At 64.2% G+C, this 15,063-nt stretch carries 13 protein-coding genes and 1 riboswitch; of the genes, 7 read left to right on the top strand and 6 right to left on the bottom strand.

Translation table 11 applies throughout. The annotated features are described in order from the left end of the window. Window positions 1-27: 27 nt before the first annotated feature. On the bottom strand, window positions 28-930 hold the full coding sequence (locus NKJ28_RS04325) for a DMT family transporter (RefSeq protein ID WP_352589932.1): 903 nt from the start codon (window positions 928-930) through the stop codon (window positions 28-30). A gap of 321 nt (window positions 931-1,251) precedes the next feature. On the opposite strand from NKJ28_RS04325, the gene NKJ28_RS04320 reads away from it, so the two are divergent. Both NKJ28_RS04320 and NKJ28_RS04315 read left to right on the top strand, forming a co-directional pair. Then, window positions 1,252-2,550 carry an adenylosuccinate synthase gene (locus tag NKJ28_RS04320; protein WP_023680654.1) on the top strand — a complete coding sequence of 433 codons (1,299 nt, stop codon included), beginning with the start codon at window positions 1,252-1,254 and terminating at the stop codon, window positions 2,548-2,550. Between the two features lie 72 nt (window positions 2,551-2,622). Beyond that, a complete protein-coding gene (locus NKJ28_RS04315) occupies window positions 2,623-4,293 on the top strand; it encodes a hypothetical protein (RefSeq protein WP_352569604.1) in 1,671 nt (556 codons plus the stop codon). A 31-nt stretch (window positions 4,294-4,324) separates the two neighbouring features. Here the strand turns inward: NKJ28_RS04315 and NKJ28_RS04310 are convergent, their stop codons facing one another. From NKJ28_RS04310 to NKJ28_RS04295, 4 genes are all read right to left on the bottom strand, one after another. After that, window positions 4,325-4,624 carry a CcdB family protein gene (locus tag NKJ28_RS04310; protein ID WP_352569605.1) on the bottom strand — a complete coding sequence of 100 codons (300 nt, stop codon included), beginning with the start codon at window positions 4,622-4,624 and terminating at the stop codon, window positions 4,325-4,327. Beyond that, window positions 4,624-4,785: a type II toxin-antitoxin system CcdA family antitoxin gene (locus tag NKJ28_RS04305; RefSeq protein WP_502894507.1), complete on the bottom strand. Its 162-nt coding sequence runs from the start codon at window positions 4,783-4,785 to the stop codon at window positions 4,624-4,626. The genes NKJ28_RS04310 and NKJ28_RS04305 overlap by 1 nt, the downstream gene beginning before the upstream one ends. 138 nt (window positions 4,786-4,923) lie before the next feature. Further along, window positions 4,924-6,744, bottom strand: a complete 1,821-nt coding sequence (locus tag NKJ28_RS04300; protein ID WP_352569607.1) for an ABC-F family ATP-binding cassette domain-containing protein — start codon at window positions 6,742-6,744, stop codon at window positions 4,924-4,926. 15 nt (window positions 6,745-6,759) lie between these two features. Beyond that, entirely contained in the window at window positions 6,760-7,404 is a 645-nt protein-coding gene (locus NKJ28_RS04295; RefSeq protein WP_352634191.1) for a thiamine diphosphokinase, read from the bottom strand. Window positions 7,405-7,531: 127 nt separating this feature from the next. Then, a riboswitch (TPP riboswitch) is annotated at window positions 7,532-7,646 on the top strand. Between the two features lie 43 nt (window positions 7,647-7,689). Here NKJ28_RS04295 and thiB point away from each other — a divergent pair. The 4 genes from thiB (at window position 7,690) to NKJ28_RS04275 (ending at window position 13,086) form a co-directional block, all read left to right on the top strand. Beyond that, on the top strand, window positions 7,690-8,703 hold the full coding sequence (thiB, locus tag NKJ28_RS04290; protein ID WP_352454878.1) for a thiamine ABC transporter substrate binding subunit: 1,014 nt from the start codon (window positions 7,690-7,692) through the stop codon (window positions 8,701-8,703). Between the two features lie 251 nt (window positions 8,704-8,954). Further along, window positions 8,955-10,574: a thiamine/thiamine pyrophosphate ABC transporter permease gene (gene thiP / locus NKJ28_RS04285; RefSeq protein WP_352634189.1), complete on the top strand. Its 1,620-nt coding sequence runs from the start codon at window positions 8,955-8,957 to the stop codon at window positions 10,572-10,574. Then, the gene (thiQ, locus tag NKJ28_RS04280; RefSeq protein WP_352569612.1) at window positions 10,571-11,362 is read left to right on the top strand and encodes a thiamine ABC transporter ATP-binding protein; all 792 of its coding nucleotides are present in this window, start codon (window positions 10,571-10,573) and stop codon (window positions 11,360-11,362) included. Before thiP ends, thiQ begins: the two co-directional genes overlap by 4 nt. Before the next feature lie 254 nt (window positions 11,363-11,616). Further along, window positions 11,617-13,086: a M48 family metalloprotease gene (locus NKJ28_RS04275; RefSeq protein ID WP_023680559.1), complete on the top strand. Its 1,470-nt coding sequence runs from the start codon at window positions 11,617-11,619 to the stop codon at window positions 13,084-13,086. A 13-nt stretch (window positions 13,087-13,099) separates the two neighbouring features. Here the strand turns inward: NKJ28_RS04275 and NKJ28_RS04270 are convergent, their stop codons facing one another. After that, window positions 13,100-13,957, bottom strand: coding sequence for an RNA polymerase factor sigma-32 (locus NKJ28_RS04270; protein WP_023680558.1), 858 nt, complete (start codon window positions 13,955-13,957; stop codon window positions 13,100-13,102). A gap of 325 nt (window positions 13,958-14,282) precedes the next feature. Between NKJ28_RS04270 and NKJ28_RS04265 the strand changes: the two genes are divergently transcribed. Then, on the top strand, window positions 14,283-15,056 hold the full coding sequence (locus NKJ28_RS04265) for an amino acid ABC transporter substrate-binding protein (RefSeq protein ID WP_023721021.1): 774 nt from the start codon (window positions 14,283-14,285) through the stop codon (window positions 15,054-15,056). Window positions 15,057-15,063 lie beyond the last annotated feature (7 nt).

Raw genomic sequence — 15,063 nt, 5'->3', positions numbered from 1 at the left:
GGCGGTGGAACGTCGCGGCAAGCGACTTCATTCAGCAGCGGATGCCGCCATCTTCCGTCCGCTGTATTCGGCGAGGCTGATGCCACCGAGCACCAGCGCGAGAGCCAGCGCCTGATAGAGCTGGAATGTCTCACCGACAATCAGCACCGATAGCAGCGTACCGAAGATCGGCACCAGATTGATGAACAGGCCGGCCCGGTTGGCGCCGATCAGCTCGTTGCCCCTGATATAGAAGATCTGCGAGATGACCGAAGCACCGATGGCGGTATAGAACGCGACCGCCCAGCCGCGGGCATCGGGGACGATGACCTTGCCGGCGGCAATCTCCCACAGGAAGAAAGGCAGCGATGTGACGAGTGCGGCAACCGACAGCGCCAGCATCAGGCTCTGCCAGCGGATGACCGGCTTCAGCCGCAACCCCACCGAATAGAAGGAGTAGCAAAGCACGGCGACCAGCATGATCGCGTCGCCGAAGTTGAGATCCAGCTTGAGAAGCTGGCGCAGGTCGCCATGGCTCGCCGTCACCGCGACGCCAATGATGGTCAGCACGACGCCAGCTATCTGCACCCGGTTCACCCGCAGGCGAAACAGCACGAAATTGGCGATGATGATCACGATCGGTATCGCCGCCTGCTCGATCGAGACGTTGATCGCCGTCGTGTAGTTGAGCGCCGTGTAGAAGATCGCATTGAAAAAGGCGAAGCCGCAACCGCCGAGCCCGCCAAGCAGCAACCAGTGCCTGCGCACCACCGGCCAGTCTTGGCGTAGCGTTCCCCAGCCGATCGGCAGCAGGATCAGAACCGCCAGCAGCCAACGCAGGAAGACCAGCGTCATCGGCGAGATATGACCGACCGCCAGCTTTCCCGCCACGGAGTTGCCGCCCCACAGCAAGGTGGTGAACAGCAGGAACAGATAGGCGGCTCGATGCATCGTGAACTCCCGGCCAGGCAGAGGGAATTTGACGGTCGGTGTGGGCCTATTGCGACCGCCAGCCCAAGTAAATGATGTCAAAGGCGAAAATTGTTGTGCCTCGGAGCGTTTTGGGCGGCAAAGAGTGGTCGCGCTCGCCGGGTCTTGACGCTATAGAGCGACGTGCGTGCAATTGGACGCTACAAAGTACGCGTCGGAAGGCTTTAATCTCGCGTCGTGCTTTTCCGAAAATCGATTCCGATTTTGGGGGCCGATGCGATAGAGGCCTATCGTTTCGAATTGTTTCAAGCTGCTCGTGCGGCGTCTTAAGGGAAAAGAAATATGGCCAATGTGGTGGTCGTCGGCTCGCAATGGGGCGATGAGGGCAAAGGCAAGATCGTAGACTGGCTGTCGGAGCGCGCCGATGTTGTCGTGCGCTTCCAGGGCGGCCACAATGCCGGCCACACGCTGGTCGTCGACGGCAAGGTCTACAAGCTGTCGCTGCTGCCGTCCGGCGTGGTGCGGCAAGGCAAGCTTTCCATCATCGGCAATGGCGTCGTCTTCGATCCGCACGCTTTCGTTGCGGAGGTTGCGAAATTGAAGGCGCAGGGCGTCGAGGTGACGCCAGACCGCCTGAAAATAGCCGAAAACACCGCGCTTATCCTGTCCTTGCACCGGGAGCTGGACGGATTTCGCGAGGACGCCGCTTCCAATTCCGGAACGAAGATCGGCACGACCCGTCGCGGCATCGGTCCCGCCTATGAAGACAAGGTGGGCCGGCGCGCGGTCAGGGTGATGGATTTGGCGGATTTGGAAACGCTGCCCTTGAAGGTCGACAGGCTGCTGACGCACCACAATGCGCTGCGGCGCGGGCTCGGCCATGCCGAGGTCACGCATGAGGCGATCATGAGCGAGCTGATCTCGGTGGCCGACGAGATCCTGCCCTATATGGACCGCGTCTGGAAAATCCTCGACGACAAGCGCCGCGCCGGCGAGCGCATCCTGTTCGAGGGCGCGCAAGGCACGTTGCTCGACATCGACCACGGCACCTATCCGTTCGTCACCTCGTCCAATACGGTTGCCGGTCAGGCCGCCGCCGGGTCGGGTGTCGGGCCGGGCGCCATCGGCTATGTGCTCGGCATCACCAAGGCCTATACGACGCGCGTCGGCGAAGGCCCGTTTCCAACCGAACAGAAGAACGAGATCGGCGAGTTCCTGGGCACGCGCGGCCATGAATTCGGCGTCGTCACCGGCCGCAAGCGGCGCTGCGGCTGGTTCGATGCCGTGCTGGTCCGCCAGGCCGTCGCCGTCAACGGCATCAAGGGCATTGCGCTGACCAAGCTCGATGTGCTCGATGGGCTGGACGAGATCAAGGTCTGTACCGGCTACCGACTCGACGGCGAGGCGATCGATTACCTGCCGGCCAGCCAGGGTGCGCAGGCCCGCGTCGAACCGGTCTACGAGACGCTGGAGGGGTGGAAAGGCACCACTGCCGGCGCGCGCAGCTGGAACGACCTGCCGGCCCAGGCGGTGAAGTACGTCCGCTACATCGAAGAGCTGATCGGCGCGCCGGTCGCACTCCTTTCCACCAGCCCTGAACGGGACGACACGATACTTGTGACCGATCCGTTTCAAGACTAGTTTCTCAGCCTTCCGGGCATTGCGGCTGATTTGCGGGGGCCGGCCCAGAAACAAATGCAGGTCGACTGACGTATGGTAGATTTTGTTCCTATTCTGAAAAAGGCGCTCGATAAACTCGGTGAGCCGTCGGCGGAAGTGCGCGCCAGGGTCTATGACAGGGCCCGTTCGTCAATCGCGAAACAACTCGCAGAGAAGGCCACGATGACGCCTTCCGATGTCGACCGGCAGATGCGTGCACTGGAAGACGCCATCGCCAAAGTCGAGCGGGACTATGCCAAGCCTGCGCCGCCTCCCGACCCGCTGGCGGAACTGGAGGACATCTTCTCCTCCATCGACCGCAACAAGAACCAGTCCAGCCATATCCGACAGCCAGCAAAGACGGAGCCGGCATGGCAGCCGGCCAAGACCGAGCCGGCAAAGACCGGGCCGGCCTGGCAGCCCACGCCCGCCAAGGCGGCGCCGAACTGGCAAAAGCCGCAGCCCGTCGCTCTTTCTCAGGAGCGCGCTGGTCCGCCGCCGTCCGATATGGATCTTCCGACGGCTGACGGCCAAGACGGCGTTTTTCGGGGCGACGACTTTTCCAACGACGGCGGGCCCGCGGAGGACAGGTTCCAGCGGCTCCATCCTGCCGAGCGCAGGCGTAGCTATGGCGGTGTGATCGCCGCCGCCATTGCCTTGCTCGTCATTGCCGGTGGTGGCTATGGCATCTGGCTGAACAAGGATGCGTTCGGCAGCATGCTCGGCCTCGACTCGACCAAAGCCGTCGCCACCGAACCGCTGGTAAAACCAGCCCCGCCCAAGCCTGAGGCCGATGCGGCCGTACCGGCCGCCGCGCCTCCGACGGAGGCCGGCGAGGGCGCGAAGTTCACGCAGCGCCTGACGCCCGAGGGCCACGAAGTCGATCCCGGCCCCGCGGCCGGGCAGGCGGGCATCGGCGAAGGCGAATCCGTCGCCGCACTGACCACGCCGCCATCGGCCGCACAAGCGCCGACCACCCCGGCACCCGCCGCGCCGGCACCGGCCGCACCCGCCGACACGCAAGCCACGGCCAATGCTCCAGCAGTCGATGGGTCCGCTGCACCAACTCCCGCAACGCCGCCCGCCAACGGGGCAGCAGCGCCTGCAGCGGCCGCCCCGCCGCCCGCACCGGCAGCGGCACCAACGGCAGTTCCGCCGCAAGCCACGTTGGCCGTCGGCCAGAAGGCGATCTTCTACGAGGAGCGCACCAGCACCGCTCAAGGCTCGGCCGAGCCCGGCAACATCGTCTGGTCGCTGGTGCAGGAATCGCCCGGCGGCGACCTGCCGCCCGAGCCGGCGATCCGCGCCGAGGCGACCATTCCAGGCAAGGATATCCAGTTGCGCATGACGATCCGTCGCAACACCGACCAGACGCTGCCGGCCAGCCATATTATCGAGATGATCTTCCTGACGCCTGACGGCTTCGAGGGCGGCGGCGTCGACAACATCCTGCGTGTCGCCATGAAGGGCTCCGAGCAGGATGCCGGAAGCCCGCTGATCGGCATCCCGGCCAAGATCGCCGACGGTTTCTTCCTGGTTGCGCTCAACGATACCAAGGCGGATGAAGACGCCAATCTGACCTTGCTCAGAGGTCAGGACTGGATCGATGTGCCGGTCGTCTACAAGACCGGGCGGCGGGCGCTGCTCACCATGGAAAAGGGCATTCCAGGCGAGAAGGTGTTCGACGAGGCGCTAAAGGCCTGGCAGACAAAGACGGCGGGGTGAGGCCGGCTCACCAGCCCAACGCCTCTCTGGCTCAGAAGCCTTGGAACAGCATGTCGAGCGCGCTCACGATGTCGTCGTGATGGCGAGAAAGATTTCCTTCGGCAACGGGCAATTCAGAGGTCATCAAGGCTGACATGAATTGAGTGACCATGACATGGTCCTTACCGTTGATGGTGAAGATAGGGTTTAGCCGGCGGCCCGGCACTGGGGCCTTGTTGGCTGGCATCAGCGGGACGACGACCTTCGTGTCGAGCCGTCCCAGAAGGTCGGATTGGACATCGAGAAGGTAACCGTCGCCTTCGGCACTCTGGTAGAAATCATAACGTGCCATCAAAACAGCCGGTGCTTGGCCAGAGGCAAGCCGTTGCGCCTGACATAGTCATTCGAACTGTCGATCGCTTCCTTGTTTTCCTCCTGCCACCGGCGGTTTTTTTCGGCCGAAATCGCCTTGGCGATGCCCTCTTCCGCAGCGCGGGATATATTGATGCCCAACGCCTTGGCATCCTCGATCAATCGGGAGTCGATCGATGTATTAACCGACTTTCTTTGGGTTTTTGGCTTCGATTGAAGCATACAGCCGCTCCCATTTATGCGCATAATGTAGGCGCATATGAGCGTGCACGCAACCTCTCATCCCTCCATCTCTTCCCTTAGCATCTCGAGTTCCAGCCATTCCTCCTCGAGCGCTGCCAGTGTGACGCGCTCCTTGTCGAGCGCGGCAATCGTCTTCTGGAACGAGGCCGGGTCGCGCTCGTAATAGGCCGGATCGGCGATGTTGTTCTCCAGCCGCGAGATCGAGGCCGACACCGCCTCGATCTTCTTGGGTAAGGTTTCCAGCGCGAATTTCTGCTTGAACGACAGTTTCTTGGCCGGGCCCTTCGGTGCGGCCGCTTCGTTCCTGCTTGCCGCCGTCGCTTCACCGGCTTCTGCTTTTGGCCGCGCCCTGCGGTCGTCCAGCCTGGTGCCGCCGCGCTGCCCAAGCATGTCGGAATAGCCGCCGGCATATTCGATCCAGCGGCCGTCACCATCCGGCGCGATGATGCTGGTCACGGTGCGGTCGAGGAAATCGCGATCGTGGCTGACCAGGATCACCGTGCCGGCAAAACCGGCGACCAGTTCCTGCAGCAGCTCCAGCGTCTCCATGTCGAGATCGTTGGTCGGCTCGTCGAGCACAAGCAGGTTTGCCGGCCGCGCCAAAACGCGTGCGAGAATCAGCCGTGCCCGCTCGCCGCCCGAAAGCTCGCGCACCGGCGTGCGCGCCTGTTCCGGCTTGAACAGGAAGTCTTTCATGTAAGAGACGACGTGGCGCTGCTCGCCATTGATGACGAGGTTCTCGCCGCGCCCGTCGGTCAGATACTGCGCCAGTGTCTCCTGCGGGTCGACGGCTTCGCGCTTCTGGTCGAGCGTGGCGATCTCCAGATTGGTGCCGAGCCGCACCGTGCCTGCGTCCGGCTTCAATTCGCCGGTCAGCATCTTCAACAGCGTCGTCTTGCCGGCGCCGTTCGGCCCGACCAGGCCGACGCGATCGCCGCGCTGGATGCGGGTCGAGAATCCCTTGACCACGGTCAGATCGCCAAAGCTCTTCTCGATGTTCTTGGCTTCGATCACCAGTTTGCCGGATTCGGCGGCGTCGCTGGCTGTCATCGTCGCCGCACCCTCGGCGCCGCGATGACCACGAAAGCGCTGGCGCATGGTCTGCAATTCACCGAGCCGGCGCATGTTGCGCTTGCGCCTTGCCGTCACGCCATAGCGCAGCCAGTGCTCCTCGCGCACGATCTGGCGACCGAGCTTGTGCTGCTCGCGCTCTTCCTCCTCCAGCACCGTGTCGCGCCATTCCTCGAAATAGCCAAAGCCCTTGTCGAGACGGCGGGTCTGGCCGCGGTCGAGCCAGATTGTGGCGCGTGACACGCGCTCGAGAAAACGGCGGTCATGCGAGATGACGACCAGTGCCGAGGAGGTGCGGGCAAGCTCCTCCTCCAGCCATTCGATGACCGAAAGGTCAAGATGATTGGTCGGCTCATCGAGGAGGAGAATGTCGGGCTCCGGCGCCATGACGCGGGCGAGGGCGGCGCGCCGCGCCTCGCCGCCGGAGAGGTCGTTCGGCCGTTCCTCGCCGGTCAGGCCGAGATGCTCCATCAGATAGGTGGCGCGGTAGGGATCGTCGGCCGGCCCGAGCCCCGCCTCGACATAGGCGCGGACAGTCGCAAAGCCGTCCATGTCGGGCATTTGCGGCAAGTAGCGCACGGTCGCCGAAGGCTGGCGGAAGACTTCGCCGTCCTGCGGTTCGATCAGCCCGGCGGCTATCTTGAGGAGCGTCGACTTGCCAGAGCCGTTGCGGCCGACCAGGGCGATCTTGTCGCCAACTGAGGCCGTCAGGGCGGCACCGTCGAGCAGCGGCGTGCCGCCAAAGGTCAGCTTTATCCCGTCGAGATTGAGAAGCGGCGGCGCCATGTCAGCTTTCTGGGCTCAGCTTTCCGGAAAAGGGTAGGGATGCGCGAGCAGCAGCGCGCGGCCGCTGGCCAGCGCGATTTCCAGCCGGCCCCTGACCTCGTTGGAAATGGTCAGCGACGAGCCGAACGCAACCTCGACATGGTCGAGCGGCCATTTGGCGCCGGTGACTGTCAGGCCGGCGAGATCCGAAAAGCCGAGCACCGAAAACAGCGTGCCGTCGACATAGTCGAAGCCAGTCTTTCCAGGCAGCAAAGGAATGCCTTCCTGTGCGCCGCTGGTCAAAAGCACTTCCGTTCCGCCTTCCGCCAGCCGGACGCTTAGCGCCAGATGCAGGAAGATGTGGTCGGTGCGTTTGCCGCCGAAGGCGCCTGCGAGCACAAGGCTGGTCGCACCGCGTTCGAGCGCGGCGGCGATAGCGAGTTCACCGTCGGTCTTGTCCTTTTCAGCGGGAAATACCTGCCGTGGCACGGCGGCCAGATCCTCCGGCAAATCGGCAGGCACCGAATCGAAATCGCCGACCCAGAGTTCCGGCCTCAGGCCCAGCATGCGGGCATGACCGATGCCGGCATCGGCGGCGATGACGCGCGAGCCTTCGACCTGGCGGTCGAGCAGCGGCGTGCGGATGAGATCGCCGCCAAGCAGGATGGTGAATGTGCTCATATCTCGTGGCCCTTACCAGCCCTGCCCCGGAAACGGAAGATGAAACGGCAGACGAAACGGAAGGCTGGGCTTTGGATGCCCGGCAAACTTCCGCTTGCGCAGCACTTCGGCCGGGCCTATGTGTCGCAACGCTCTAACGGGGTGCCGGACGCGATTTTCGCGGACCGGCTGAGAGGCAAGACTGCCAACCCGCTGAACCTGATCCGGTTTGTACCGGCGGAGGGATTAGACGTTTCGGACAGCCCGACGCCTCAATTCCTTTCAACGCGAACGAAGGAGGCGCCGATGCGCAGTTTTTTCCACTCTCTTGTCTCAATTGTCCTGCTTGCGGCATCCGCGCTCGCCCTGCCAGGGCAGGCATCGGCACAGGATAGACTGACGGTCTATACCTATGAAAGCTTCACCGCCGATTGGGGTCCGGGACCGGCGGTGAAGAAGGCCTTCGAGGCCGAATGCAGTTGCGTCGTCGAATTCGTCTCGGTCGCCGACGGCGTGGCGCTGCTCAACCGTGTGAAGCTGGAAGGCGCCGCGACCAAGGCCGACATCGTACTTGGCCTCGATACCAACTTAACCGCCGACGCCAAGGCAACCGGCCTGTTTTCGCTGCACGGCACCGTGTCGGGCGTCAGTGTGCCGGGCGGCTGGAGCGACGATATTTTCGTGCCGTTCGACTATGGCTATTTCGCCGTCGTCTACGATACCGAAAAACTGAAGAGCCCGCCGAAGAGCCTCAGGGAATTGGTCGAGGGCGATGCCGGAGAGAAGATCGTCATCCAGGATCCGCGCACCTCGACGCCGGGCCTTGGCCTGCTGCTGTGGGTCAAGTCGGTCTATGGCGACAAGGCGCCGGAAGCCTGGGCCAAACTCAAGGCGAAGGTGCTGACGGTAACGCCGGGCTGGAGCGAGGCCTACGGCCTGTTCACCAAGGGCGAGGCGCCGATGGTGCTGTCCTACACCACCTCGCCGGCCTACCACATGGTCGCCGAAAACACCGAGCGCTACCAGGCGGCGTCCTTCGAGGAGGGCGAATATCTGCAGATCGAGGTTGCGGGGATCACCACCAAGGGTGCGAAGAACCCGCTGGCAGAAAAGTTCATTGCCTTCATGACCGGACCGAAATTTCAGGATGTCATTCCCGAAACCAACTGGATGTTCCCGGCCGGCAAAACCGACAAGCCGCTCAACCCGGCGTTCGACAAGCTGGTCAAGCCGACCAAGACCTTGCTGTTCAGCCCGGAAGACGTCGCGGCCAACCGCAAGGCCTGGGTCGATGAGTGGCTTGCGGCGATGAGCAAGTAGGGCTCAAGCCTCGTCGGATGTTTGCGCCAAGCCACCCCCCTCTGGCCTGCCGGCCATCTCCCCCTCAAGGGGGGAGATCGGCAGCTTTGTCGCCTCTCCTCGTCCTGCCACTTGTGAGATTGGCGAAGGCGGCTGAGTGCGCAATCTCCCCCCTTGAGGGGGAGATGGCCGGCAGGCCAGAGAGGGGTGGGCTCGGCCATTGCCAGGTATTTCCTTCGATCAACACCTGTCGTAGTGTCGGGTAGCGCGACATGCATACGCGTCATCCGGCCGATCCCCGCGTCACTGCCGGCATCGTCGCGCTCGCCGCCATCGCGCTGCTGATCGGCGGTGCATTCGCCGGGCTCGTCGTCGAAGCCACACGCGACCTGTCCGGCGCCGCCTCCGCTTTCGATTCCTATCTCTTGCGCGTCGTCCGTTTCACGCTCTGGCAGGCTCTGCTGTCGACCCTGCTCTCCGTCGCACCGGCGCTGTTCGTCGCGCGTGCCCTGTCGCGGCATCCGCGTTTTTTCGGGCGAGGCTTCATCCTCCAGCTTTTCGCCGTGCCGCTGGCGCTGCCGGCCATTGTTGCCGCACTCGGTGTCTTGGCACTCTATGGCCGCGCCGGGTATTTCGCCGGCACGCTCGGCGCGATTGGCGGCCAGAGCTGGCCCGGCATCTATGGCCTGTCGGGCATACTCGTCGCCCATGTCTTCTTCAACCTGCCGCTGGCGACGCGGCTGTTCCTGGAGGCGTTGCAGACCGTGCCGGCCGACCAATGGCGGCTGGCGAGCCAGCTTGGCATGGGCGCTGCGCCGGCCTTCCGGCTGATCGAATGGCCGCCGCTGCGTGCGGCCTTGCCCGGCGTTGCAGGGCTCGTTTTCATGCTGTGCATCACCTCCTTCACCATCGTGCTTACGCTCGGCGGCGGACCCAGCGCGACGACGCTCGAGGTTGCCATCTACCAGGCGCTGCGTTTCGACTTCGACCCGGCGCGGGCTGTGACGCTGACCCTGCTGCAGATTGCCCTGACCTTCGTCGTCGTGCTGGCCTTGACGCGGCTCGGCGCCAATATGGTAGGGGATGCCAATCTGCCGGTGGCGCCGCGCCGGTATTTTTCAGCCGGTGCGGCCGAGACCGTGCTGAACGCATTGGCGATCGGGCTGGCACTGCTGTTTGTCGCCGGGCCGATGGCGGCCACGTTGGCAGCCGGGCTTGGCGCCGATCTCGGCCGCCTGGCCGGCGAGAGCGCGGTGCGGCAAGCGACGGCGACCAGTGCCGTGCTCTCCCTCCTATCGGCGCTGCTCTCTGTGGCGTTGTCGCTGTCGCTGGTCATGGCGCGCCGGGCGCTGGCGCTCACCCGGCGGACAGGCCGGCGGACACTGCTCGAACATCTGGCCGACACCGGTGCGGGGTTCGTCCTGGTGGTGCCGCCCATCGTCATCGGCGCCGGCTGGTTCCTGCTCTTGCGCACCGTCAGCGATGTCTTTGCGATCGCCCCTGTCATGGTCGTTGCGGTCAATGCGGTGATGGCGATGCCGTTCGCCATCCGCGCCATCCGCCCTGCCTATGACGCGTCGAGCGAACGCCACGAACGGCTCTGCGCACAGCTTGGTATCTCGGGCTGGAACCGGTTGCGGCTGGTCGACTGGCCGTCGCTGCGGCGGCCGCTCGCCACCGGCTTCGCTTTCGCCATGGCGCTGTCGCTCGGCGATCTCGGCGTCATTGCGCTGTTCGGCAGCGATTCCGTGCAGACCTTGCCCTATCTGCTGCTGGCGCGCATGGGCAGTTACCGCACTGAGGATGCCGCCGGCCTGGCGCTGCTGCTCGGCCTTGTCTGCCTGGCGCTGGTGTTGGCCGCGGACTGGCTGGGAAGGGGCGAGAAATCATGATGCCGACCAGCCCGGAACGGTCCATTTCGGTGGAAAAAGGCGCGGCCGTACGACTCGATAATGTCTCGTTCAGCTATGGTGAAACGCCGCTTATATTCGATGTCGATTTCCCGGCGTCGGAAATCACCGCCATTATGGGGCCGAGCGGTTCGGGAAAGTCGACGCTGCTCAATCTGGTGGCCGGCTTCGAGACGCCGCGGTCGGGCCGCGTGCTGATCGGCGGCGCCGACGTCAGCACTGCGCCGCCATCAGCGCGGCCGGTATCGATGGTGTTCCAGGAAAACAACCTGTTTGCCCATCTTTCCCTCGAGCAGAATGTCGGGCTCGGCCGCTCGCCTTCGCTCAGGCTGAGCGAGGCTGACCGCGCCGCAATCGCCGCAGCGCTGAAGCGCGTCGGCCTTGCCGGCAAGGAAAGCCGGCTGCCGCGCGAACTCTCGGGCGGCGAGCGGCAGCGCGTCGCGCTCGCCCGCGTCCTGGTGCGCGACCGGCCGGTGCTGTTGCTCGACGAGCCGTTCGCTTCGCTCGGACCGGCACTGCGCGACGACATGCTCGACCTGGTGGCCGACGTCCATTCGGAGCAGCGCATGACGGTGCTATTCGTCACGCACCAGCCGGACGATGCGCGCCGTATCGGCCAAAACATGGTTTTCCTGGATGGTGGCACGGTTGCCGCGACGGGCACCGCGGCCGATTTTTTCGTCGGGGCTGGACCGGAGGCATTCCGACGCTATATCGGCTCGGGTCCCTTTGCGGCTGGATCACGAGATGTTGCCCGGAAGCGGACATAATTTATGGTCAAACCGGCGGAAGGCGAAGCGGCGCTTGCTTGCCATGGTCGAGGTAGTGTGGCTAGGTCCGCCAGGAGCTGGTCCGGCCTAGACCGTGATTTGCCCTTGCTGCCTCGTATCTGTCGGACGCACGAAGGACGCCGTAGCACTTGATTTTGCGCGTGATGCTTTCCGGAAATCGCGCCCGATTTTCGCGGTCACGTGCCAGGACTTGAAAGGACGCCGATCTGCCGACCGGCATCGACAATCGGAGGGTGAAACCGCTGGCGCGCTTTCTGGCGCTGGCCGGTCTTGCCGTGGCGCTGGCAAGCTGCCAGATGTTCACGCCTCCCGACGTGCAGGAATCGGGCTTCCAGCCCTCCGACAAGCCGATCACGGTCGACAATGTCGCCGCCAACGGCAAGCTCGCTCAACTGGCGAAGGCGCAGCACCCGCGCATCCTCGCCACCTATGGCGGCGAGTATTCCGACCCCAAGCTCGAGCGCATGGTGGCCAAGATCGTCGGCAGACTGACCGTGGTGTCGGCCAACCCAACCCAGACCTACCGCATCACCATCCTCAACTCGCCCAACGTCAATGCCTTCGCGCTGCCGGGCGGCTATCTCTACATCACCCGCGGGCTGCTGGCGCTGGCCAACGATTCCGCCGAGCTTGCCGCCGTCATCGCGCATGAGATGGGCCACGTTACGGCCAACCACGGCCTGCAGCGCCAGCAGCTGGAAGCCGAGGAGGGGTTGGCGACCAAGGTCGTTTCGGATGTGCTCGGCGACAACCCGACGGCCAAGGCGGCGCTGATCCGCGGCAAGCTGAGGCTGGCCCAGTTCTCGCGCAATCAGGAGCTGGAGGCCGACGCCATCGGCATCAAGTCGATCGGCGAAGCCGGTTTCGATCCCTACGCCGCCGGCCGCTTCCTGCAGTCGATGTCGGCCTATACCGATTTCCGCTCGATCAGCGGCGCCACCGACGCCAGCCTCGACTTCCTGGCGACGCACCCCAACACGCCGCAGCGTATCGACCTCGCGCAGCGCCACGCCCGCCAGTTCGGCGCGCCCGGTGTCGGGTCGCGCGACCGCGATTCATTTCTTGCCGGCGTAGACGGGCTACTTTACGGCGACACGCCGGAGGAAGGCTATGTGCGCGGCGAAACCTTCCTGCACCCTGGCCTCGGCGTGTCGTTCTCGGTGCCCAACGGCTTCGTCATCGACAATTCGGCGGCGGCGGTGACGGCGACCGGCCCGGGCGACATGGCGATCCGCTTCGACGGCGTTTCGATCGACAAGAACCGCTCGCTGACCGACTACATCCGCAGCGGCTGGGTTGCCGGCCTCGACGACAGCAGCGTGCGCCAGGAGACGATCAACGGCAACGAAGCGGCAACCGCGCATGCCGGCGCCGACGGCTGGCAATTCGACATTGCGGTGATCCGCGCCGGCGGCCAGGTCTACCGCTTGCTGACCGCGGCACCGTCGGCCAGCACCTCGCTGAGCACGGTGGCGCGCTCGGTCAGCGGCTCGTTCCGCATCCTGAGTGCTGCCGAGAAGGCGGCGTTGAAGCCACTGCGTATCCGCATCGTCACGGTGCAGCCCGGCCAGACAATGGGCTCCCTGGCCGCACAGATGGTCGGCGTCGACCGCAAGCTGGATTTGTTCAGGGTGCTCAACGCGCTGTCGCCGGGTGCCGCGGTTTCGGCCGGCGACAAGGTCAAGATCGTCACCGACAAATAGCAGCCGACGCAATTCAGGCTGCGAGAAATTCCGGGTTCTGCTTTACCAGCGCCGCCTTGAGCTTTTCCATGGCGCGCGCCTCGATCTGGCGGACACGTTCCTTGGAGATGCCGAGCGTCTCGCCGAGCGCTTCGAGCGTCGCGCCCTCGTCGCTCAGCCGGCGCTCCTCGATAATCCTGAGCTCGCGCGCATTGAGAGCGCCGAGTGCCGTCTTCAGCCACACCGAGCGGCGTTCGACGTCGATCGTATCGCCGACGACCTCATCGGGCAGCGGGTCATCCGAAACCAGGAACTCCATCCGCTCGGTTGCGCCCGCATCGTCGGCTAGCGGCGTGTTGAGCGAGCTGTCCGGCGCCGAAAGGCGGGAATCCATCATCGCCACATCGGCCTCCGATACCCCGAGAGCCGCCGACACTTCGCGGTAGAGCGTGGCATTCGACATCTGCTCGGCGCCGTTTGCCAGGCGGGCGCGCAGACGCCGCAGGTTGAAGAACAGCGCCTTTTGCGCCGAGCTCGTGCCGCCGCGCACGATCGACCAGTTGCGCAGGATATAGTCCTGCATCGAGGCGCGAATCCACCAAGTCGCGTAGGTCGAGAACCGCACCTCGCGCTCGGGCTCGAAACGGGCCGCTGCCTCCAGCAGCCCGACATGGCCTTCCTGGATCAGGTCGCCCAGCGGAAGGCCGTAGTGGCGAAACCGCGACGCCATGGAAATGACCAACCGCATATGCGCGACGGTGATGCGGTGCAGCGCGTGCTGGTCATTGTTTTCCTTCCAGCGCAGCGCCAGGAGATGCTCTTCGTCACGTTCCAGATAAGGGGCTTTCATCGCCGCGCGAACCATGGTCCGTCCTGCACTGTCTTCCATCATGCCGCGCTCCTGCTCCAGGCGTTGCGGTGCGATCGAATCGTGAGTTGGCGCCGATGGTTGAAATGGCGGCGCCGCGCCCTACAACAGCGAAGAACGTGCCATGCGGGGGAATGTTCCCCCGGACTGTCATGTCGATTGCGCTGTTCCAGGCGATTCGCCACCGGCCTTGGCTCAGCCGGATGGCGCCCGGAGATGCTGGTTGAGAATTGGATTTCAAGGGCGCGAGATTTTTGAAATTTAGTTTCTTATTCTGGCATCGCGCATCTGTCATTTTCCGGCACTCGCAATGACGCCGGACGTCGGCCAAGGACGGGATCACAGAAAAATGAAATGGCTCAAATCGCTCATCATCGCCGGAACGCTGCAGGTTCTGGCCATCGCCGCCGGTCACGCCGGCGCCAATCTCGACCAGATCAAGCAGTCCGGCGTCTTCAAGGTCGGCACGGAAGGAACCTATGCGCCCTTCACCTATCATGATGCTTCCGGCGCGCTGGTCGGCTTCGACGTCGAGATCGCGCGGGCTATCGCCGAGCGCCTCGGCGTCAAAGCCCAGTTCCTCGAAGGCAAATGGGACGGGCTGATCGCCGGTCTCGATGCCAACCGCTACGATGCCGTCATCAACGAGGTCGGCATCACCGAGGCGCGCAAGGCCAAATATGATTTCTCCGATCCTTACATCGCCTCCAAGGCGGTGCTGATCGTGCGCGGCGACAACACCGACATCAAGGGTTTCGCCGATCTCAAGGGCAAGAAGGCGGCGCAGTCGTTGACCTCGAATTTCGGCAAGCTGGCTGAAACCAACGGCGCCGAGCTCGTCGGCACCGACGGCTTCGACCAGTCGATCCAGCTGCTTCTCACCGGCCGCGCCGACGCCACCATCAACGACAGCCTGTCCTTCCTCGACTTCAAGAAGCACAAGCCCGACGCCAATGTGAAGATTGCCGCGCAGGAAGAAAACGCCGACTATTCCGGCGTCATCGTACGCAAGGGCGATCCGGAACTGGTGGCCGCCATCAATAAGGCGCTGGCCGACATCAAGGCCGACGGCACCTACCAGAAAATCGCCGACACCTATTTCGGCCAGGACGTTTCAAAGTAACCGGCTT

Source organism: Mesorhizobium sp. M0145, from assembly GCF_040322355.1.
Lineage (GTDB): Bacteria > Pseudomonadota > Alphaproteobacteria > Rhizobiales > Rhizobiaceae > Mesorhizobium.
Note: the sequence above shows the minus strand (reverse complement) of the source record. Positions and strands in the feature narration are given on the sequence as shown.

Bases quoted from the DNA above. Each gene is read 5' to 3' on its own strand.
- NKJ28_RS04325 (WP_352589932.1), bottom strand. From the start codon at position 930: ATGCATCGAGCCGCCTATCTGTTCCTGCTGTTCACCACCTTGCTGTGG.
- thiB (WP_352454878.1), top strand. From the start codon at position 7,690: ATGCGCAGTTTTTTCCACTCTCTTGTCTCAATTGTCCTGCTTGCGGCA.
- NKJ28_RS04300 (WP_352569607.1), bottom strand. From the start codon at position 6,744: ATGGCGCCGCCGCTTCTCAATCTCGACGGGATAAAGCTGACCTTTGGC.
- NKJ28_RS04265 (WP_023721021.1), top strand. From the start codon at position 14,283: ATGAAATGGCTCAAATCGCTCATCATCGCCGGAACGCTGCAGGTTCTG.
- NKJ28_RS04320 (WP_023680654.1), top strand. From the start codon at position 1,252: ATGGCCAATGTGGTGGTCGTCGGCTCGCAATGGGGCGATGAGGGCAAA.
- NKJ28_RS04295 (WP_352634191.1), bottom strand. From the start codon at position 7,404: ATGAGCACATTCACCATCCTGCTTGGCGGCGATCTCATCCGCACGCCG.
- thiQ (WP_352569612.1), top strand. From the start codon at position 10,571: ATGATGCCGACCAGCCCGGAACGGTCCATTTCGGTGGAAAAAGGCGCG.
- NKJ28_RS04270 (WP_023680558.1), bottom strand. From the start codon at position 13,957: ATGATGGAAGACAGTGCAGGACGGACCATGGTTCGCGCGGCGATGAAA.
- NKJ28_RS04310 (WP_352569605.1), bottom strand. From the start codon at position 4,624: ATGGCACGTTATGATTTCTACCAGAGTGCCGAAGGCGACGGTTACCTT.
- thiP (WP_352634189.1), top strand. From the start codon at position 8,955: ATGCATACGCGTCATCCGGCCGATCCCCGCGTCACTGCCGGCATCGTC.
- NKJ28_RS04315 (WP_352569604.1), top strand. From the start codon at position 2,623: ATGGTAGATTTTGTTCCTATTCTGAAAAAGGCGCTCGATAAACTCGGT.